This window comes from Treponema bryantii NK4A124 (genome assembly GCF_000421345.1).
GTDB lineage: Bacteria > Spirochaetota > Spirochaetia > Treponematales > Treponemataceae > Treponema_D > Treponema_D bryantii_B.
Genome location: NZ_ATWV01000010.1, coordinates 88,769 through 108,913 on the forward strand (window position 1 = coordinate 88,769; position 20,145 = coordinate 108,913).

The following is a 20,145-nucleotide window of genomic DNA, read 5'->3' on the forward strand; positions in this document are numbered from 1 at the left end:
TCATGTTCAATCATAAAGGTAATATAAAATGATTTTGATAATTCTTAGCTTTATCGCCGGCCTGGCCTTCCTCGCCGCCGGCGTATATTTTCTCTTACCAGGATATCTCGATAAACTCAATGAAGCTGCCTCAGACAAGTCGCCGGAAAACCTCCGCAAAAATCAGCTCCGCGCAAAATCCAGCGGCTACGTAGCACTCAGCCTCGGCGCACTAACTCTCGTCTTCGCCTTTATGCTGCTGAGCTTCCCGCAAATCGCATCGCCGCTTGTACTCGTTTACATGATTTTTTTACTCGCCGCCGTCAGCGTGCTTCTTGTGATGTATAAATAATCTTTTCTTTACAATTTCTCTTTATTCTTCATCGAATAAACGCAGCCGCAGTAGGTCTGGCGGTACATGCCGTATTCTTGGCTGAGTTCAAGGCTGCGTTTGAATCCACCTTTTTTTTTGAAATCTGAGAAGAGCCATTTTGGGGAGGTTGAGGTCTCGGTGACAGTAGCGGCAGTAGCAGCATTTGTGGCTGTAGCGGCCAGTAGCCGGCCTTCAATCTCAACTCCGAGTTCATTGATTTTTACAGCATCCTTGAAGGGACTTATTGAAAGCGATGTGCAGAAATAATCAAAATGATTTTGAGCGGCATAGGCGGCGGCGCGCTCTAGACGGAACTTGTAACAGCGACGACAGCGTTCTCCTTTTTCGGGTTCGTTGGCAAGCTCAGGCTCCTCGCGCACACCAACAGCGTCATAAAACTGTTCCGGCTGATACTCGTACTCAACAACCTTCACTCCAGTATCCAGTGCAGGCGGAAAAACTTCATAGAGCTTTTTTAATTCTGCAAGACGCCTTTCGTATTCTTCCTGAGGATAAATGTTTGGATTGTAATATAGAACTGTAATCTGAAAATATTTAGAAAGATACTCCAGAACATAAGATGAACAAGGTCCACAGCAGGCATGGAGAAGAAGACTAGGTTTTGGAGCATGCTGCGAGAAATCGGCTTGTTTCTGTTCACTCTCAAGTCCAGCCAGTAATTCATCAAGAATTTTCTGATAGTTTATCTTTTTTTCCATAAGATATATTTAGTATGAGATTTTTGCTCTATTTCTGCAAGTAGTTATCGATTTTAATGATTTTTCCGACAAACAATTCTCAATCTTTCGAATTTGTCGGAAAAAAGAATGACCCTAGAGTGCGAAATTCCGACAAAATGCCATTATTAATTGCTTTTTGTCGGAATTTTCCTCAGAAAAAACATAAATTATCTGATTTTTAGAACTTTAATAAGGTATTTTTTCCGACAAATTTAAGATTCTTGTTATATTTTGTCGGAAAATCCCTATTTTTAAAGACTTGTATTTCCGACAAAAACTCTATTTTTCTTCATTTTTGTCGGAAAAACCGCTTGCGCGCTTTGTTTTTAACGGTTCTTCGATTTTAGCGCATAAAGTAAGTCTTTATCGGCGGGAAGCCGTTGAAGGCAACCGAGGCATATGTTGAAGTATAAGCACCTGTTGAAAGCCAGTAAAGCTTGTCACCGGCTTTGAGGGAAATCGGCAGCTTGTACTTTGCATCCTCGTACATGATGTCCATAGAGTCGCAGGTAGGGCCTGCAATAATTACGATGCCTTCTTTTTCACCAGGTTTGTCGCGGCTGGTTACCACAGGATATTTGATTGATTCGTCGAGGGTTTCGATGAGGCCGTTGAATTTTCCGGCGTCAACATAAACCCAGCGGGCCAGGGCTGTGTTGTTTTTGCGCGAAGTCAGAATTACTTCCGAAGTCAAAATACCGCTGTCGCCAACAAGAGATCGTCCCGGCTCAAGAATAATTTCCGGAATATCATCACCAAAGTCTTCCTGAATATAACGGGTTATTTCCGAAGCATATTCAGACAAAGCATTTGTAGGTTCAATGTAACTTGCAGGGAAACCGCCACCCATATTAATCATCGAAAGGCGAATACCCTCTTCCTCTTCGAGGGAAGTAAACAAATATTTTACCTTAGCAATAGCATCGTTCCACTGACCAATATCGCGCTGCTGGCTTCCAACATGGAAGCTGATTCCATAAGGAGTAAGGCCAAGGTCGCGGGCAAGCACCAGCAAATCATAAGCCATATCAGGGTGACAGCCGAACTTGCGGGAAAGCGGCCAGTCAGCACTTACCGAGTTTTCTACGAGAATACGCACATAAATGCGCGAACCAGGAGCATTCTCAGCAATGGCCTTGAGGTCGTCCTTGCTGTCGGTAGCAAACATGCGCACGCCCTTGTCGTAAAAGTATTTAATGTCCTTAGCCTTTTTGATTGTGTTACCGTAAGAAAGTCGATCCGGAGAAACGTTGAACTTTGAAATCATGTCCAGCTCATAGCGGGAAGCAATATCAAAGTTTGAACCCATTTCTGCAAGCATTTCCAGAACCGGCTCGCCAGGGTTAGACTTCATCGCATAATAAATGCGGGCATAAGGAAAAGAATCTCTAAGACGAATAAAATTCTGCTTGATAGTGTTGAGATTGATTACGATATTTGGGGTTTCCAAATCTTTAGAAAAGTCGAGAAAACGCTGCCAGTCCTTATCACTGACATAGTCGTTACGATTAAACATCCAAATCACCTGTACATAAATGATATAAATGAAAAATACGGTCAACGCCGTCACGCTGCCTATGTCTAAGGAACTTAGTTTATTTCAACGTTCGGCAAATAATAGCAAAAAACATTGATATAGTTAATACATTTTTCTAAAATTAAAAAAATTGTTATATATTCAATTTTGTACAATTTATTTAGATGTTTTTCCTTGTTTTTCACATCAATAATCAGTAACTTTAATATATGAACATACAGGATTTTGAATACCTCAGCAGCAACCTAGAAAGCTCCGGACTTTTCGGCAGCGACACTTCAATCGCAAATCTTTTTCTGCTGCAGGATAAATACAATACAGAACTCAAAATCCAGAAAAATATCCTCTTCCGCTATTATCATGGCTCACAGGATTCAAAAAACCGCACAGGCTACGGCTTTCCCCTTTCAATGAAAAATCCGCCGCAAGACTGGCTAAAAACAGCCCTCGAATATATTTTTGAAGATGCAAAAGCCCAAAAGCGCCCTGTAGCCTTCTGTCTTCTTACAAGCGAGCAGAAAGCCCTCATAAACGACTGCCTGGCCCGCCACTTCCCCGGCCGCAGCATAAACTGGAAAACCAACCGCGACGACTGCGACTACATTTATCTGCGCAGCAACCTGGCCGACCTCCCCGGCTCCCAATATCAGAAAAAGCGAAACCACATTTCCCGCTTCAACCGAATTTACGGCGCCCAGGGAACAAACTGGGACTTCAAAGCCTATCCCGAAAATGACATCGCCGCCGACATCCTTATCGTTTCCCAAAAGTGGTACGAAGAAAACCAGGGCGACTCCGAAGAAGTTCTCCGTCTGGAACACGAAAGCATCAAAATCGCCCTTGAAAATACAGAGCTGCTCAGGCTCCGCGGCGGCGTCCTCTACATCAACGAACAGCCCGCTGCCATGACCTTGGCCGCCCCTGTTTCCGGTGACGTCCTCGATGTAATTTACGAAAAGTCCTTTGGTGACTTTGCCCGCAATGGAGCCTTTGCCGTCATCAACCAGCAGTTCGCCCGCCGCTGCGAGTCTTTCCTTTATCTGAACCGCGAAGAGGATATGGGCGTAGAAGGTCTTCGCAAGGCCAAGCTTTCCTACAAGCCCGAAATTATTTTAGAAAAATTTTATGGAGAGGTCCTCTAATGTTATCATCTATCCTCGCAAAATCAGACTGTGCCGCCTGCAAGTTCTGCTGCAGCTTCCGCCGCACCAGTCTCTGGGAAACCCCAGTCTTCCCCGAGGCGGACCTCCCGAAATTCCAGGCCCTCAAGCCAGACGCAAAGTTCCGCCCAGCGGGCAAGTCAGGAAAGTCCTTCACCTTCGACCTCCGCAATGCCTATCACACAGACGACCCATCCGAAGAAGCAGCCTGCCCATTCCTGGATCCATCTCGCGGCTGCACGCTCCCACAGGACCTCAAGCCATTTGAATGCAAAATCTGGCCCCTGCGCGCCGTCCGCCAGAAAGACAACAGCATCGCCGTCGCCCTCACCCCAACCTGCCCCGCCATCAACAAAGTTCCTCTCGATCGCGTCCGTGAACTTGCCGCTTCAGGCCTTGGCCAGCAGATTCTCGACTACGCAACCGAACACCCGGATATAATTAAAGAAGCCTCAGACTTCCTTTCAAACATCATCTATCCGCTAAAATAGCCCGGACAGCACAAGTCTGTCACAAAACAGTCCCAATAACAAAATAATGGCGGATTTTTCCTTTATCCATTATAATATATTGTTATGGATGAAAATCTGTCTCAAACTCCGGAGCAAAACACAAAAAGAGTTTACGACATTTCAACCCTTACTCGACTTTTAAAAAAAGACTTCGTATTTGTAATTGCTGTTTTTCTTTTTCTGCTTATGATTTTCGCAGACATCAGTGTTTATGAAGCCTTTGGCTCCGTACGCTCTCGAAAACTCGAAGCCCAGAATCTAGCCCTTTTATATGCAAATGAAATAAAAGAAAACTATGATAACGCTTCAGACCACAATGAAAAAACTTTAAGAAATATTCTTTACGGTCACTTCAACCTTTCCGGTTTACAGAATCGCGGCTACAAATTTTCTATCTATAAAGTCAGCAATTATACAAATGAAGCCACTACCGTTTTTGGTTCCGACATCAAGAAGCTAAATAAACCAATATCTGTACGCCTTGATATTCCGGATGGTCATTATGAGCTCGCTGTTGCACCTTCCGGTCACTGGGTAAACATTCATCTTGTAATTGTACTTACAACCCTTTCACTTCTTTTGATTGCAGCTTTTACAATTCTTACTCTTCTTTTCTTAAAACTCCGCCAGAGCAATATCCGACTTGCCCAGCTTGCCACTCTGGATCAGCTTACAGGCCTTTATACAAAACAAACGGCAATTTTTACACTAAAAAAAGAAATTGATTACGCAAACCGTAACGGAAGTCAGGTTGCTGTGTGTTTTATAGATATGAATAATTTTAAACAGATTAATGACAGATTCGGTCATACAACAGGCGATACTGCCCTCTCTAAAGTTGCAAAACGCCTGATGGAATCTGTTCGCCCGGAAGATATTGTTGCCCGCTTTGGCGGTGATGAATTCATAATCATCTTCCGTGGAAAAAACACCGGTACAGACTATACCAGTACCGTAGAACGCATTAAAGCCGTTCTCAATGTTCCGGCAAAACTCTCGGCCCATGTTCTGGCAGATATTTCAGCTTCAGTTGGTCTCGCAGTTTATCCGACTAACGGAAACTGTGTAGAAGAGCTTATTTCTTATGCAGATAAGGCAATGTATGAAGAAAAAGCCCGCATGAAAAAAGCAGAACGCATAAACGCAAGAGCAGACGGAAAACTGGAAGTTCTTCGCGCAGAAAAATAATTCTAAATCAATATAAAATATTTCGAGGTTCTCATGAAAAAAATTGCTTTTATAGTTTCTGTATTTTTTATTTCCTTACTAACGTTCGTTAGTTGTAAAAAAACTGATGTTCAGAGCTCAGGTATAGCCACAGTCTTCTCAACATCAAAGGCCTACTCCGAAGAAAAACCGGAATATCTGGAGCGTCCTTCCCTTCTATTAAAAACGGACACTACTAATCTTGTAGATTTTGATTCCGTAAAAAAATTCTTTACCCTTGATTTCACACCTGAATATCCGGATTCTGCTTTTAACGAAGTAAAAACAAAAACTTCACAAAAAAAGCAAACAAAAAAATCATCTGAAAAAAATGACAAGGGAAACTCTGTTATTCCCGGAATCCGAAAGCTTTCAGATTACATAACTAAGTATTCAACAAAAAAAACAAGCCTTGCTGAATATAAACCTGCAGACGAAGTCGAAGAAGACTACAGCACAAAAGACTTCTTTATTGAAGACTGGGGACCTCAGGAAAAAATTCCTGGCGGCGAAAATTATCCATCTTTCTATGTCATATTTTCATCTCCGGTTCATTCTCTTCAGGCTCTCGACCAGCCAGAAAAAACTTCAGATATCATGCAGATTACACCTCCACTTTCAGGTACCTTCCGCTGGTATGGAACAAGACATTTAAGCTTCGAAGCTGACCAGAGCGCAGACCCGGCTGTTCAATATACAATCACCATCAATTCAAATACAAAATCATCCGGCGGGAAATCACTTACCGGAGACACAGTTTTTAAAACTCAGGCTGAACCCGTAGAAATTACAAATATCTGGGGTGGCTATATAAAAGACAGCGAATGTGCTTACGGCTGGTATACAGGAGCTCTTCCTCCTTATGAAAATCGTTTTGTAATGCGCACAAATTACACCACCAGTCTCCTGGCAATACAGCAGAATCTTTCAATCGTCGTAAACGGAAAGAAAGCTGAATATGACATTACACCTGTCTATAAAGAAATTTTTGATATGTGGTATAACAAAGCTGATTTTGACCAGGCTGCAGAACGTACCAATACCTGGCTCGTAGAAATCAAAAGCCCCCTTCCACATAATACAAAAGTTGAAGTTATAAACTCAGCAGGAGAATCTCAAAGCTACGAAACTCTACGCCCTTTTGAAATTGATGAAGTTTACAGCATGACAGATTATTCTTCTTCAAAATACAGCTGGCCTTTAACCATTTATTTTACCCAGGAACCAGACAAAGAATCTTTACTCAACAATTTAACTTACGACAATGGCCCGAAAATTACCGAAGACAATATTCTTTTCTACGGCCGTTCAATAAAGTTATGCAATCTTCCATTCAATTATAATCAGACTCATACTCTAAGCTTTGGAAAAGATTTAAAAGATAAATTTGGCCAGCCGCTAACCGGAGCAAAAGCTTCTTATACTTTTAAAACCCCAATGGAAATTGCCTATGTAAGATATCAGAATTACGGAACTAAAATGCTCGAAGCTCAGTTCCCTCATAAAATGATTTTCGAATATCAGAATCTTATACAGGGAAAATACGGACTTCAAAAAACAAATCGTCCTACAGGCAACGGAATTTATGAATTTAATAAAAATGAAACTGTTTACCATGATCTTGATGTCAGCATAAAAAATCAAAGACAATTTGCAGAAATGGATTTAGAACCTTTCCTGGATGACGGATACGGTTTTGTCCGCTTCGAAGCAAATGCCAAATACAAAACATATAATCACTGGAGACAAGAGTATGAAGATGAAGAACCAAAAATGTACGGTGTAGTACAGGTTACTGATCTTGGTATTACTGCACGTATGGGCTTCAATAAAGCAGTTATAATGGTACGAAGCCTTTCTACAGGAAAGCCCGTAGAAAATGCAGATGTATATATTGTTCATGATTTAAATGATTATCAAAAATGGAAGGACTCAAATTATATACCTAAAGAAATTTTTATACCCGGTGATGAGAATACTTACGATAAACTTTATGCACAGGGAAAGACAGATAAAAATGGTTTAGCCGTAATCAATTATACAAATGAGCAGATGGATAAAATCCAGGGAGAAACAAGCACTGCTTTTGTCTATGTCATCAATGGTAAAGACAAAGCTGCTTTCGGACCTGCTTCTCATAACACCTGGCGCGAAGGAGTAAGTACAGATTCAAGCCAGAATGCAAGAAAGCCTCAGCAGCGAACCTTTATGTTTACAGACCGTGGAATCTACAGACCAGGTGAAACTGTGACCTTCCGCGGAATTGACCGTGACCAGCTTCTCGGAAGCTTTACTACCCATACAGGCTGGTACTCAATAAACGCAAAAGGAGCCTGGTGGGATTCAAAAGATATAATTGAACCAATTGCCGGCCAGCTTTCTGAATCCGGCGGTTTTTATGGTTCCTTTAAAATCCCGGATGATTTAAAACGCGGAACTTATAATCTCATCTATACTCGTGGAGATAATTCTGATGAAAGAGCAATGATTCAATTTACGGTTGCAGATTTTGAAAGAGTAAAATTCGAATCATCAATTTCTGTTCCGGACATTTCATACTATAGCGGAGATAAACTTTCTGCAAATCTTTCTGCATCTTATCTTGCAGGTGGTTCGTTAGGCGGCTCTAACTATGAAGTAACCTGGTATAAAGAAGCAACAACTTTTAAAACCTCAGAGCCTGCTGCTAATGGATATACTTTTGATTCAGGAGTCTATCCTTCAAGATATTATTATTCAAACGATACCGGTTCTCTTTCAATGGACGGTAAAGCAGCTCTCTCCTGTAAGTCTGAAGAAATCACAGATGGTGCACCATATATTTATCATATAGAAACAGCTGTTACAGATATTTCAAATCAGCGTATTACAGCTCAAAATAATATCAGAGTTCATCCGGCCCAATTCTATATCGGCCTTGCGAAAGCTAAAAATATCCGCGGCTTTGCAAAGTCTGGTGAAAAGATTGAAATACCTTATCTTCTTGTAAACATTGACGGAAGCCTTATGAAAGACAATGAGCTTGCTCTTAAAGTTTCCGGCCTCGAATATAAACTCACTCATGAAGTCTGGACTATGGTTCATGAACAGAGTGTAGATGATACAATCTATACCCGCTATGAACGTTCAGACGTTGAAGATGCAGCAGGTAAAATCACTGCCCAGACAAAAAGCACTCTTACACTTAAACCGGAAATTTCCGGCTGGTACACACTTACCGTAACCGGTTACGATAATCAGGGTGGAAAGGTTATAAGCAAATACGAATTCTATGTAACTGGCAGCGGTTCCAGCTGGTTCGATCAGTACAACTCAGATTCACTTAAGCTTACACCAGACAAGTCGCAGTATAATCCTGGAGAAACAGCACACCTTCTTTTAGAAAGTCCTCTACCTGCTGGCAACTATCTGATTACTGTTGAACGTGAAGGAATCTTTACAGAAGAGCTCCGTCATTTTGAAAATGGTGCAGAAGTAATCGACATTCCTATTGCCGGTAATTATCTCCCAGTGGTATACGTTTCTGTTTCATCATATTCAGAAAGACATGGTCAGCCATCTCACAATTATGGAGAGCCGGATCTTGATAAGCCAAAAGGTTATTACGGAGTTACTCCGCTTTTGATAAATCCATACGTTCGTTCTTTCTCTATTGCTATAGAATGCGACAAACCAAGTTACAAACCTGGTGAAACAGCAACAATCAAATTAAAGGCAACAAAGGGTGGTAAGCCTTATGCCGGAGCAGAACTTACTGCACTTGCTGTTGATCGCGGAGTTCTGGATCTCATCGGATATCATGTTCCAAATCCAATTGACTTCTTCTATAACCGTGAAAACTTCCCATTGAGAGTCTGGGGCGGCGACTCACGTTCTCTGCTTATGGATCCTGTAACTTATAGTGTAAAAAATCTTATAGGCGGAGACGAAGATGTAAAAGATATGCTGATGGAAAAATCATTAGCAGCAAATGACACAGAAGCAGTTAGAAAAGATTTTCGCGCTACAGCTTTCTTTGAACCTGTTATTATTACAGACCAGAATGGCGAAGCAAGCCTTACATTTAAGATGCCGGATAATCTTACAACCTACCGTATTTCTGTTCTTGGTGCAAAAGATGATCTCTTTGCAATTCAGGAAAATGAAGTAAAAGTTCAAAACCCTATTAACATTCAGGCGGTACAACCACGTCGTCTGCGCGAACGCGATACAGCAGAATGTGGAGTTTTAATTACAAATCTCGGAAAAGAAAGTGAAAAGGTAACTGTTAATCTCGAAGTTCTTTCTCCAGATAAAGATACTGAACAGGATAAACTTGAAGGCCGCAGAACAGTTCCAGGAAAGGGTTTTGTTGATGGACCAAGCTCCCACACAGTTACAGTGCCATCCGGCCAGTCTTCCGTTGTATATTTTGATGTTGGTGCTTCTCAACAGGGAACCATAAATCTTGTATACACAATTAAATCAAATCTTGTTAATGAAAAACTGATTTCCCCTGTCAGAATTGAAAAGACCTTTGTTTATGAAAGTGTAACTATGACCGGAAGTATTTCTGATAAAGATTCCGGAACAGAAAAAGAATCTTTGATAATTCCAGGCTTTGCAAAAGAAGGTCGTGGAGATATCAAACTCATTCTTGATGCAACAAGACTTGGAGTACTCGGTTCTTCCGTAAATTATCTTTTTGACTATCCTTACGGTTGTCTGGAACAGCAGAGCTCTCGCATACTACCGTTAGTTAGTTTTGATAAATACATAAATGTCTTTGGTATGGATTCTAAAGTCGGAAATATTAAAGACTGTGTTACAAGCTGGACCAAAAAATGGAAAGACTATCAGCATGCAGACGGTGGATTTGGTTACTGGCCGGAATCTCTTAATTCTTCTGATTTTGTAAGCATGCGTATTCTTTACATCTACGCACTTGCAATGCAGCGAGGTTATAGTCCGGAAGATATTCCTCTTAATATTGAAAACCTGAAACAATATGTTGCCTCTGCAATAAAGAACTACAACACACGCTATCAGGCTTCAAACTATTATGATTACGATAAAGCCTTTGCCTGCTACATATTCAGTCTTTTAAAAGATAACTCTCTGGATTCAGTTCGCAATGAGCTTTATTCAAAAGTAGATTCAATTACTCTGGATGCAGCTGCCTGTCTTTCTTTAGCATATGCAAATACCGGTAGTCAGCAGGATTTTGAAAAAGCAAAATTAATCAATAATAAAATCCGTCCATATCTGCAGCCGGATCAGCGTGGAGTTTCGCTTTCTAAAAAAGCAAGAAGCGGCTACTGGTTCTGTTATCAAAATGAAACTATACAATATGCCGCAATACTTTCTGCATTTGTAACAGTAAATCCTGATGACGAAATGGTAGACAGACTGCTTTATATGCTGCTCAAAAAGCAATCACGCGGATACTGGCAGAACACCATTACAACTGCATCCGTACTGGATTCTATTTATACTTACATCCAGAAGCGTAATCTCGATGCAAGTGATTACACCGCAACAGCATCTCTTAATGGACGCCAGTTATTAAACAAAAGCTTTAAGGGAGCTTCTGCAAAACCGGAAACTCTTACTCTGCCATTTGAAGATGAATTTGTTTCTTCTCTTCCACGAGATAAAACAATTCCTCTTGTTTTTGAAAAAGATGGAAATGGTTACCTCTTCTATACTGTAGAAATGAAGTATGCTCTTCCGGATGAAGCCCAGGCCGCACGCAATGAAGGTCTGAATATCACATATGAAATTCGTGATTTTGAAAACGATGAATTAATTAATGTCTCTAAAGACACAAGTGATATTACATTGCAAAGTGGAAAAATGTATAAAGCAAAGATTATTATTCAAACAAGCAGAACTAAAGAGTATGTCGCTCTTCGAGCTCCAATTCCTTCTGGTGCAGAAATTCTTGATTCTTACAATGGTTTGAGTCATAAAAATGTAACAGATAACGAAGTTCAATTCTTCTGGGACGAAATGCACACAGGACGTCATACTGTGGAATTTACCTTCCGCGCAGCACGTCGTGGTATTTATCCAACTCCGCCTGTACAGGGCGAATGTATGTATGAGCCGGAAGTCTTTGGTAGAAGTGACGGTTATCTCTTTATAATCGAATAATAATGAAATTGAAAGAACATCTAAGCGAGCTCCGAGAAAAACTAAAGCCTCGTCATTGCGAGCTCCGCGCGAAGCGCGGAGCGAAGCAACCCATTCTAACTGCTTTAATAATTCTACTTATCGTCTTCCTGCCTCCGATTACCATGCGCCTTTTGCCCTTTCCGGAACTTACAGAGTTTTGCGCTCAGGAATACAGCTGCAGGATTTACGACCGCCACGGCGAGTTGATTCAGGTTACGGCGATTAAGGGCGGCGGAAGACGCGAATTCACACCAATAAACAATATCCCAAAGCAAATCCAGAAAAGCTTTATTCAAGAGGAAGACAGCCGGTTTTATTTTCATCATGGCCTAGACTGGTTTTCTATTTTGAGGGCTTTAATTCAAAATAAAAAAGCAGACAAAATTGTAAGCGGTGCTTCAACCATAACAATGCAGCTTGCAAAAGCTATGAATAAAGATAAAACTCATACAATTACAAGAAAAATAAAAGATGCTTTTTATGCATACCGAATCGAAGCTAAATTATCAAAAAAACAAATTCTGGAGCTTTATCTTAATTCAATTTATTTTGGAAAAAACTCTTATGGAATTACTTCTGCTGCCAGAACTTACTTTGGCTCGGATCTCCAGAACCTTATCTCCGGACAAATCCGAGTTCTTTCTGTGCTTCTCCGAAATCCGGCTTATTATAATCCTGTTGAACACAGCAAGCGTTTTCTTAAATTTTCTCAAGAGGCTTATGATGCTGCCTCAAAGGCACAATACTATAATTACCCTTTTAAGCTTCCACATTTCGTAAACTATTTAATGTCATATAGAACTTCTGAATATGAAATACATACTTCAATTGATTTAGAAATTTCTGAAATGTCTCAAAGCTTTTTACGTCAGGCACTTGAGCAGGCTGGAAATGACCGTATTACTAACGGCTCTCTCCTCCTCATTAATAACGAAGATGCTTCTGTAATTTCCTGGATTGGAAATGGTGATTTTTTTGACGATGATAACAGCGGACAAATTGATGGTGTACTCGTAAAAAATCAGCCCGGCTCTTCAATGAAGCCTTTTCTTTATGCCCTCGCAATTGACCGGAATATTCTTGGTCCTTCAACAGTACTTGCAGATGTTCCTTCTGAATTTGGAAACGAAAAACTCTACATCCCTGAAAACTTTAACAACCGTTATAACGGACCTGTACGTACACGCATAGCCCTGTCCTCCAGCCTCAATATTCCGGCTGTAGAAACTCTTAATAAAGTCGGCGTCCAGAATTATCTGGAAAAACTCTACGAGCTTGGTTTCGACTCACTCAAAGAAAACGATACCGGATTAAAAGCAGATTTGGGACTCGCTCTCGGTGCCGGTGCAGTTTCGCTTTATGAACTTGTACCTGCATTTTCAGTATTTGTCAGAGATGGAAATTATATTCCTATCTCATTAACTAAAAATCAAAAACTAACTAACGTTCGTCAGCTATATTCCTCTGACACAGTCCGCATAATAACTTCAATCCTTTCTGATAAGGGGGCACGGGCTCTTGGCTTCGGATATACACAAACCTTTCAGACCTCTTACCCATCAATATTTAAAACTGGCACATCAAATCAATTTCAAAATATTATTGCCCTTGGAGCAACACAAAAATACACAATTGGTGTCTGGATGGGAAACTTCTCTGGAAATACTGTAATTGGAAAAACCGGAGCTTCTCTTCCTGCCTGGGTTGCAAAAAATGTTTTAGATAACATCACAGATCCTTCAGATTTTTCCACATCACAATCATTCCCAGAACCTGAAAATTATCACAAAGAAAAAATCTGTTCTCTTTCAGGCTTAAAAGCAGGCCCCCATTGTAATTCAACAGTTTACGAATATGTCAGAAACGATACCAGATTAGAAAGCTGTTCCTGGCATCAAAAAATCAATGGAAAAAATCAGACAATTTATCCTGCGGAATATCAGCAATGGCTTAGAAGAAAAGCAGATTCAGGCTTTATCGAATACTCTAATTCTCCACTTAAGCTTATTACTCCAAAAGATAATTCTTTATTTTTTATAAGTAATTTAAATTCACAAAAGCAGGCTATACCTTTTGAAGTTACCGGTGGCTCTTCAAATCAACTTGAAATTTATTATGATGAAAAAAAATTCGCCACAATCAACCGGCCTTTTATTTTTTCTATTCCAGTTGATCGTGGCGAACATTCCTGCCACATGCTATGCGGCAAAGAAGAAATCACAATTTCATTTACTGTAAAATAGTAAAACTGTCTTTCCGAACTGGTTTCGAAATCTAGCACTTCCACAGCTTATGAAGATTACAGAACTCATAAGCTCCAGTAACTTTTTCACCATCAAGCAAAGCAAACTCTGCCTTAGGTTCCTGACCTGGCTTCAATTGTTTTTTCTGAATACCCTTATCTGTTACAAGAAGAATCCACTCAATAAAATGTTCAGGCAGCATAGGATGAGTAACTGAGCCAACACTTACTGTAACCTTGTTTCCTTCAACGTTTACAACAGGAACATGTTTTTCTACAGCTGCATCTGTAGTTCCCGGAACAAGTTCCACCATATCTTCACCACAACATACAGTTGGTGCAAGAGACTCTTTAACCATAACAATAATTTTTCCGCAATGCTTACAAACAAAAAATTTAACTTCCATTTTTTGCCTCCTTTATAAAGGGTACATAAACAATCTTCTTTTGTCAAATTTCTTATTTACACAAATTTTATTTAATTGTATCTAATGACAGTTTTGCAAATATTTTATAAAATAATAACAGGAGAAAAAGATGGGACAAATCATAAAAAAACGTACTGATTATATTTCATGGGACGAATATTTTATGGGTGTTGCTAAACTTGCAAGTTTACGTTCCAAAGACCCTAATTCCCAGGTAGGGGCTTGCATTGTTGATGCTGATAACAAAATTCTTTCTATGGGTTATAACGGTTTTCCCCGCGGCTGTTCTGACGATGAATTTCCATGGGCACGCGAAGGAGATACCCTTGAAACAAAATATGCATATGTAACACACAGCGAACTCAATGCAATTTTAAACTACCGTGGCGGCTCTCTTGAAAACTGTAAAATCTACGTTACTCTTTTTCCATGTAATGAATGTGCAAAAGCAATTATTCAGAGCGGTATAAAAACAGTTGTTTTTGCAGAAAATAAATATGACGGAACCCCATCTGTCGAAGCCTCTAAAAAATTAATGAATGCAGCCGGCGTACGTTATTACCAGTATCAGCCGACAGGTAAAAAGCTGGAAATAAATGTTTAATAGAATTCTTAAAAAATACTTTCCTCTTCTTTTACTTCTTCTTCTCGCTTTTTCTTTTCAGAGTTGTAAAACAACAAACTCTCTTGTAAAAGAATCAATTTCACCTTCTGCTCCTGCAGATGCCCAGATAGTTCTTGCACCAGATGTAGAATTTCAGGAAATTGAAGGAGATTATAAATATCTTTTTATACGTTTATATAATCCTGTTTATAACAGTCCTGTGTATATAGCAAATATTTTAAAGAATGGCCTTGCTGCTACTAAAACAGAAGACGTACCAGATTTAAGTCATTCAGCTATCAATTTTAATTTGAATGATACTTTTTATGGCTTAACCTTAGGCGGAAAATACAACTTTGCTGAAGAAAACTGTCTGACTGTAGAAGGTCATAAATACATGAAACATTGTAATCCTGAAAAATCAGAACAGATTACTTACGCCCTCAAAGTTACCGAAGAAGAATACAATAACACACAGAAATTTGTCGATCATTATCTGAAGTCAACAAAAGTCAAATACGCTTCAGGTTTAAACGTTAAATTGGCTCTATTCAGTATTAAGAAAAAGTTTTTTACTTCAAAAGAACATAAACAGTTTTCAACACAAAAATATCCTAGAAGTGCAAAAAATGTAAAAATTGATCAGGATGATGAAAAATCTTATCTAAATAGATTTGTTTGTTCTACTTTCATAGGCTATGTACTTTATAATAATGTTGAAAGCGTAGCCGAATTCTTTGACGAGCATAACATCAAATATGATTATCTCAATGTTACAGATCTTTCATTGATTCCAGGCATGACTCCACTCTTTTATTCTACCTGGTCTAATTATCTTGAAGCCGCTAAAGAATTTGTAAATGAAAATGAAGAATTTGCTGAATATTTGACACAATAAGTCTAAATCATTATTCTTTTTTCATTATGATAATTGATTTCCACTGCCACATCTATCCTGCAAAAATTGCCGAAAAAGCTTCTAAAAGTGTAGGAGATTTTTACAACTATCCAATGAAATATCACGGAAGCCCGGAAGAGCTTCTTGAAAGCGGTTTAAAAATCGGTGTTTCAAAATATGTAATTTTGCCGGTTGCTACCAAAGCAATGCAGGTTGAACCTTCCAATAATTTTACTATCGAACAATGTGAAGAACATCCGGAATTTATTGGCTTTGGAACCATGCATCCGGATTATGATAATTATGAAGCTGAACTCCACAGAATAAAAGATGCAGGACTTCGCGGAATTAAACTCCATTCTGATTTCCAGAAATTTCAGATAGATGCAGCCCGCATGGACAATGTTTATGACATAATGACCGACCTGAACTTACCTTTGATTATGCATGCCGGTGATTACCGCTATGATTTTTCAGGTCCCAAACGAATTTTAAATCTTCATAAAAAGCATCCAAAACTGACTTTAATTGCAGCACATTTTGGCGGCTACACTGAATGGGATGAATCTATGAAATGGCTTGTTGGCCAGGACATATATTTTGATACTTCGAGTACACTGGAATGGCTTCCGTTAGAAAAAGCTAACAAAATGATTCGTGCCCACGGCGTTGAAAAGTTTTTGTTTGCGTCAGATTTTCCTATGTGGGATCACGAAGAAGAATTGGAACGCTTCAACCGCCTGGATTTAACAGACGAAGAGCGCGAAATGATTCTGCACAAGAACGCAGAAAAACTCCTTAATATATAGCTTTATAAATCACACCGCCACCGGCAATCACACCATCAATATAAAGCACTGCCGACTGGCCCGGTGCCACAGCCCGCTGTGGCTGTTCAAAAGTGATCTTCCACGGCTGGCCGCGGTATTCAGTTTTATCATCTTCTCCAGGAATATATTTCTCAATACGTGCTGCGGCCGGTTTACTTGCCAGTCTGATTTTTACCATAGCATCAAAGGCTTCTTTTGGCTCAATGTTTCCAGGCCACACAAAATCATCAGCAATCAGTGCATTTGAATTAAGTGCCTCATTTGGAGCCAGAACTACAACATTGTTTTTTGCATCAATCGAATGAACATAAACCGGATAATTTACTGCAACTCCAAGTCCACGACGCTGGCCAACAGTGTAATGTTCAATTCCTCTGTGCTGACCAAGTACATGCCCGTCGAGGTCAATAATATCTCCAGGAACACTTGGCTTATCTGCAAAAAGAACATCAAAATATTCTTCACCTACAAAGTCCTGGCTTTCCTCGCGGTTTGCTGCTTCAAGATTTGCCTCTTTTGCAAGAGCAATAACATCTGCCTTTTTCATAGCCGCCAGAGGGAAACGAACCTTTTCCAGAGTTTCAGATGAAACACGATACAAAAAGTATGTCTGATCTTTTGAAATATCAGTAGCAGTAGAAATCATGCAGGGACGGGCATCAGTTCCAAAAAGGCCCTGATCCGGTCGAACTATTTTTGCATAATGGCCGGTACAAAAATAATCATATTTAATACCAAGCTTTTCAATTCCGGCCAGGAGGGCACCAAACTTAATCAGCATATTACAGCGGATACAAGGATTTGGTGTGCGGCCGCTTCTATATTCAGATTTAAAATATTCGAGAATTTCTTTCTTATAGGTTTCTTTTACATCAATAACATGATATTCAATTCCGTGCGCATCGCAGAAACGCTGGCACTCTTCAATGTTTTCTTCCTCGCCAGGACCAAAGCAGGCTTCACGGGTTTTTGTTCCAGTATTGATTTCCGGGAGACTTCCATCCCAAAGAGACATTGTTGCTCCAATAACCTTGCATCCCTTCTGTAAAAGAAGAAGAGCTGTGAGCGTAGAATCTACCCCGCCCGACATTCCAACAACAACTGTATCGCCAGCCTTTGGCATTTCCTGCATAACGTAATTCATAAAAAACCTACATAAAATCACACGGTGGTTGAGTAGGCGACAGCCGTATCGAAACCACCTGCTTATTAAACTCTTTTCCCTACTATATCACAAGGTTAAATAATATAAAAGTAAATTTAAAAATATCTTTTTTAACAATTATGGGTTAAAATAGATATGAAAACAAAAAATTATATTCGAGGAAAAAAATATGGCAATGAGACTTGTTACACGTTCTGATTTTGATGGTCTTGCTTGTGGTGCTTTACTTCTTGAAGCAGGAATTATAGATCACTGGAAATTCGCTCATCCAAAAGATTTACAGGATGGACTCGTTCCAATTGACAGCAACGACTGTCTTGCTAACGTTCCTTTTGTAGAAGGCTGCGGACTCTGGTTCGACCACCACTCAAGTGAATTTGAAAGAAATCAGCTTGAAGGAAAATACAAAGGAGAAAGCCGCATTACTCCTTCCTGCGCGCGCATTATTTATGAATATTACGGCGGAAAAGAAAAATTCCCTAACTTTGATGATATTATGGTAGCTGTAGATAAAGTCGATTCAGGAAATCTTACAATCGATGAAATCCAGAATCCAAAAGGCTGGATACTCGTAGGCTTCCTTATGGACCCACGTACTGGTCTTGGCCGCTGGCGTGAATTTACAGTTTCTAACTACCAGCTGATGGAAAAGCTTATGGTTGCCTGCCGCGATAAATCAACTGATGAAATTCTTTCAATGCCGGATGTAAAAGAAAGAATCGAAGTTTACAACGAGCAGACAGAGAAATTCAAAGAGATGGTTAAGGCTCATACCACTGTTGAAGGAAATCTTATTATTTCTGATTTGCGCGGCGTAGATCCTATTTATACCGGAAACCGCTTTATGATTTACTCTATGTATCCTGAACAGAATATTTCTGCATGGATTGTAAGCGGACGCGGCGGTCAGGGCTGTTCTGCAGCAGTAGGCTACAGCATCCTCAACAAGACAAGCAAAGTAAATGTCGGAAGTCTTATGCTTAAATACGGTGGCGGCGGACACGAAAAAGTAGGTACCTGCCAGTTCACAAATGAGAACATGGAAAGTGACCTGCCAAAAATGCTTGCTGAACTGAAGGCTATGGCTAACGCTTAGTTATTTGGCAAAAAATCAATAATATGATAGTATAACTCAAACATCATTCTCGGGATTAACTTCTCGTGTCATTGTCGGGCTTGACCCGACAATCTTTTTTTATAGCTGGATTGCCGCATCAAGTGCGGCAATGACAATAAAGGATAATATGAAAAATAAAGTCTTTCTCGAAGGCATGCGCGACGGCCTTCCTATAGGTCTTGGGTATTTTGCAGTTGCCTTTTCATTAGGCATTGTTGCACGTAATGCAGGACTTACTCCAATTCAGGGTTTTATTGCAAGCTTTTTCTGTGTAGCCTCTGCTGGTGAATATGCTCTCTTTACATCTATTCAGGCCGCAGCAAGCTTTCTCGAAATTGCTTTAATTACACTTGTAGTAAATGCCCGCTACCTTCTTATGAGTACAGCCCTTACCCAGCGCTTTGATTCGAAAACTTCCCTGATTCACCGCTTCCTTATAGGCTTCGGTATTACAGATGAAATCTTTGGAATTACAATTGCCCGCCCGGGATATATAAATCCAATCTATAATTATGGAGCAATTTTTGTTGCGGTTCCATTGTGGTCTATTGGAACTTCTCTCGGAATCATTGCCGGAAACTTTTTACCGGCACGCGTAGTGAGCGCCCTCTCAGTTGCTCTCTACGGAATGTTCCTTGCAATTATTGTTCCTCCTGCTAAGAAGAATATTGTAATTATGATTTCTGTTTTAATCAGCTTTGCAGCAAGCTTTGCTTTTACCAAACTACCGTTAGTTAGCCAACTTTCGGGTGGAACAAGAACCATTATCCTTACAGTTGTAATTTCAAGTATTGTTGCTTTGATTAAACCAATTCCAGATGAAAACAATGATTCGGTGATTGAGTAGCCCGAAGGGCAAATCGAAATCACCTTTTTGGAGATTAAATTATGAATACATATATTTACTTATCTATTTTCACTGCTTTTTTTGTTTCATATCTGATTCGCGTACTTCCTCTTACTCTAATCCGCAAACCAATTAAAAACAGATTTATAAGATCATTTCTTTATTATGTGCCCTACATTACACTCGCAGTAATGACTTTTCCTGCAATCATCGAAGCAACACAGTCACCTGTCGCTGGAATTATTGCACTGATTGTTGGTATCCTTTTATCTTATTTCGGGCTTGGCCTCTTCCCTGTAGCCTGCGCCTGCTGTGCAGTAGTTTTTATTGCAGAGTTCTTTTTATAAGCGG

The 20,145-nt window shown here is 40.0% G+C and carries 16 protein-coding genes; 12 read left to right on the forward strand and 4 right to left on the reverse strand.

The genetic code is table 11. From position 1 onward, the window contains the following. Positions 1 to 28 precede the first annotated feature (28 nt). Positions 29 to 331 (forward strand): hypothetical protein, encoded by a 303-nt coding sequence (locus tag G626_RS0111010; protein WP_022932841.1) that lies wholly within the window; start codon positions 29 to 31, stop codon positions 329 to 331. 8 nt (positions 332 to 339) lie between these two features. On the opposite strand, the gene G626_RS0111015 is transcribed toward G626_RS0111010, so the two are convergent. Both G626_RS0111015 and G626_RS0111020 read right to left on the reverse strand, forming a co-directional pair. Next, a complete protein-coding gene (locus G626_RS0111015) occupies positions 340 to 1,071 on the reverse strand; it encodes an epoxyqueuosine reductase QueH (RefSeq protein WP_022932842.1) in 732 nt (243 codons plus the stop codon). Positions 1,072 to 1,435: 364 nt separating this feature from the next. Continuing rightward, a complete protein-coding gene (locus G626_RS0111020; protein ID WP_022932843.1) occupies positions 1,436 to 2,608 on the reverse strand; it encodes a type III PLP-dependent enzyme in 1,173 nt (390 codons plus the stop codon). A gap of 230 nt (positions 2,609 to 2,838) precedes the next feature. On the opposite strand from G626_RS0111020, the gene G626_RS0111025 reads away from it, so the two are divergent. The 5 genes from G626_RS0111025 to G626_RS16435 all read left to right on the forward strand — a co-directional run bounded on the left by G626_RS0111025 (position 2,839) and on the right by G626_RS16435 (position 13,906). Beyond that, positions 2,839 to 3,771 carry a DUF2156 domain-containing protein gene (locus G626_RS0111025; RefSeq protein ID WP_022932844.1) on the forward strand — a complete coding sequence of 311 codons (933 nt, stop codon included), beginning with the start codon at positions 2,839 to 2,841 and terminating at the stop codon, positions 3,769 to 3,771. Further along, positions 3,771 to 4,280 carry a hypothetical protein gene (locus tag G626_RS0111030; protein WP_022932845.1) on the forward strand — a complete coding sequence of 170 codons (510 nt, stop codon included), beginning with the start codon at positions 3,771 to 3,773 and terminating at the stop codon, positions 4,278 to 4,280. Before G626_RS0111025 ends, G626_RS0111030 begins: the two co-directional genes overlap by 1 nt. Before the next feature lie 84 nt (positions 4,281 to 4,364). Beyond that, a complete protein-coding gene (locus tag G626_RS17620) occupies positions 4,365 to 5,489 on the forward strand; it encodes a GGDEF domain-containing protein (protein ID WP_022932846.1) in 1,125 nt (374 codons plus the stop codon). 33 nt (positions 5,490 to 5,522) lie between these two features. Then, positions 5,523 to 11,642 carry an alpha-2-macroglobulin family protein gene (locus tag G626_RS16430; RefSeq protein ID WP_022932847.1) on the forward strand — a complete coding sequence of 2,040 codons (6,120 nt, stop codon included), beginning with the start codon at positions 5,523 to 5,525 and terminating at the stop codon, positions 11,640 to 11,642. A 2-nt stretch (positions 11,643 to 11,644) separates the two neighbouring features. Further along, positions 11,645 to 13,906, forward strand: a complete 2,262-nt coding sequence (locus G626_RS16435; protein ID WP_081647534.1) for a transglycosylase domain-containing protein — start codon at positions 11,645 to 11,647, stop codon at positions 13,904 to 13,906. 31 nt (positions 13,907 to 13,937) lie between these two features. Here the strand turns inward: G626_RS16435 and G626_RS0111050 are convergent, their stop codons facing one another. Next, positions 13,938 to 14,312, reverse strand: a complete 375-nt coding sequence (locus tag G626_RS0111050) for a desulfoferrodoxin family protein (RefSeq protein WP_022932849.1) — start codon at positions 14,310 to 14,312, stop codon at positions 13,938 to 13,940. A 130-nt stretch (positions 14,313 to 14,442) separates the two neighbouring features. Between G626_RS0111050 and G626_RS0111055 the strand changes: the two genes are divergently transcribed. Genes G626_RS0111055 through G626_RS0111065 form a run of 3 tightly spaced genes read left to right on the forward strand, consistent with a single transcriptional unit; the run spans position 14,443 to position 16,644 of the window. Beyond that, the gene (locus G626_RS0111055; RefSeq protein ID WP_022932850.1) at positions 14,443 to 14,937 is read left to right on the forward strand and encodes a deoxycytidylate deaminase; all 495 of its coding nucleotides are present in this window, start codon (positions 14,443 to 14,445) and stop codon (positions 14,935 to 14,937) included. Further along, entirely contained in the window at positions 14,930 to 15,835 is a 906-nt protein-coding gene (locus tag G626_RS0111060; RefSeq protein ID WP_022932851.1) for a hypothetical protein, read from the forward strand. Before G626_RS0111055 ends, G626_RS0111060 begins: the two co-directional genes overlap by 8 nt. Before the next feature lie 26 nt (positions 15,836 to 15,861). Further along, positions 15,862 to 16,644 (forward strand): amidohydrolase family protein, encoded by a 783-nt coding sequence (locus G626_RS0111065; protein WP_022932852.1) that lies wholly within the window; start codon positions 15,862 to 15,864, stop codon positions 16,642 to 16,644. Here G626_RS0111065 and mnmA read toward each other — a convergent pair. Beyond that, positions 16,634 to 17,809: a tRNA 2-thiouridine(34) synthase MnmA gene (gene mnmA / locus G626_RS0111070; protein WP_022932853.1), complete on the reverse strand. Its 1,176-nt coding sequence runs from the start codon at positions 17,807 to 17,809 to the stop codon at positions 16,634 to 16,636. The two genes, G626_RS0111065 and mnmA, sit on opposite strands and share 11 nt — an antisense overlap. 190 nt (positions 17,810 to 17,999) lie before the next feature. Here mnmA and G626_RS0111075 point away from each other — a divergent pair, with 190 nt between their 5' ends. From G626_RS0111075 to G626_RS0111085, 3 genes are all read left to right on the forward strand, one after another. Continuing rightward, positions 18,000 to 18,926 carry a DHH family phosphoesterase gene (locus G626_RS0111075; RefSeq protein ID WP_022932854.1) on the forward strand — a complete coding sequence of 309 codons (927 nt, stop codon included), beginning with the start codon at positions 18,000 to 18,002 and terminating at the stop codon, positions 18,924 to 18,926. 148 nt (positions 18,927 to 19,074) lie between these two features. Beyond that, positions 19,075 to 19,794: an AzlC family ABC transporter permease gene (locus G626_RS0111080; protein ID WP_196800485.1), complete on the forward strand. Its 720-nt coding sequence runs from the start codon at positions 19,075 to 19,077 to the stop codon at positions 19,792 to 19,794. A 41-nt stretch (positions 19,795 to 19,835) separates the two neighbouring features. Continuing rightward, positions 19,836 to 20,141, forward strand: a complete 306-nt coding sequence (locus G626_RS0111085; protein WP_022932856.1) for an AzlD domain-containing protein — start codon at positions 19,836 to 19,838, stop codon at positions 20,139 to 20,141. Positions 20,142 to 20,145 lie beyond the last annotated feature (4 nt).

Coding starts and splice junctions, on each gene's coding strand:
- G626_RS0111010 (WP_022932841.1), top strand. CDS start 29: ATGATTTTGATAATTCTTAGCTTTATCGCCGGCCTGGCCTTCCTCGCC.
- G626_RS0111015 (WP_022932842.1), bottom strand. CDS start 1,071: ATGGAAAAAAAGATAAACTATCAGAAAATTCTTGATGAATTACTGGCT.
- G626_RS0111020 (WP_022932843.1), bottom strand. CDS start 2,608: ATGTTTAATCGTAACGACTATGTCAGTGATAAGGACTGGCAGCGTTTT.
- G626_RS0111025 (WP_022932844.1), top strand. CDS start 2,839: ATGAACATACAGGATTTTGAATACCTCAGCAGCAACCTAGAAAGCTCC.
- G626_RS0111030 (WP_022932845.1), top strand. CDS start 3,771: ATGTTATCATCTATCCTCGCAAAATCAGACTGTGCCGCCTGCAAGTTC.
- G626_RS17620 (WP_022932846.1), top strand. CDS start 4,365: ATGGATGAAAATCTGTCTCAAACTCCGGAGCAAAACACAAAAAGAGTT.
- G626_RS16430 (WP_022932847.1), top strand. CDS start 5,523: ATGAAAAAAATTGCTTTTATAGTTTCTGTATTTTTTATTTCCTTACTA.
- G626_RS16435 (WP_081647534.1), top strand. CDS start 11,645: ATGAAATTGAAAGAACATCTAAGCGAGCTCCGAGAAAAACTAAAGCCT.
- G626_RS0111050 (WP_022932849.1), bottom strand. CDS start 14,312: ATGGAAGTTAAATTTTTTGTTTGTAAGCATTGCGGAAAAATTATTGTT.
- G626_RS0111055 (WP_022932850.1), top strand. CDS start 14,443: ATGGGACAAATCATAAAAAAACGTACTGATTATATTTCATGGGACGAA.
- G626_RS0111060 (WP_022932851.1), top strand. CDS start 14,930: ATGTTTAATAGAATTCTTAAAAAATACTTTCCTCTTCTTTTACTTCTT.
- G626_RS0111065 (WP_022932852.1), top strand. CDS start 15,862: ATGATAATTGATTTCCACTGCCACATCTATCCTGCAAAAATTGCCGAA.
- mnmA (WP_022932853.1), bottom strand. CDS start 17,809: ATGAATTACGTTATGCAGGAAATGCCAAAGGCTGGCGATACAGTTGTT.
- G626_RS0111075 (WP_022932854.1), top strand. CDS start 18,000: ATGGCAATGAGACTTGTTACACGTTCTGATTTTGATGGTCTTGCTTGT.
- G626_RS0111080 (WP_196800485.1), top strand. CDS start 19,075: ATGAAAAATAAAGTCTTTCTCGAAGGCATGCGCGACGGCCTTCCTATA.
- G626_RS0111085 (WP_022932856.1), top strand. CDS start 19,836: ATGAATACATATATTTACTTATCTATTTTCACTGCTTTTTTTGTTTCA.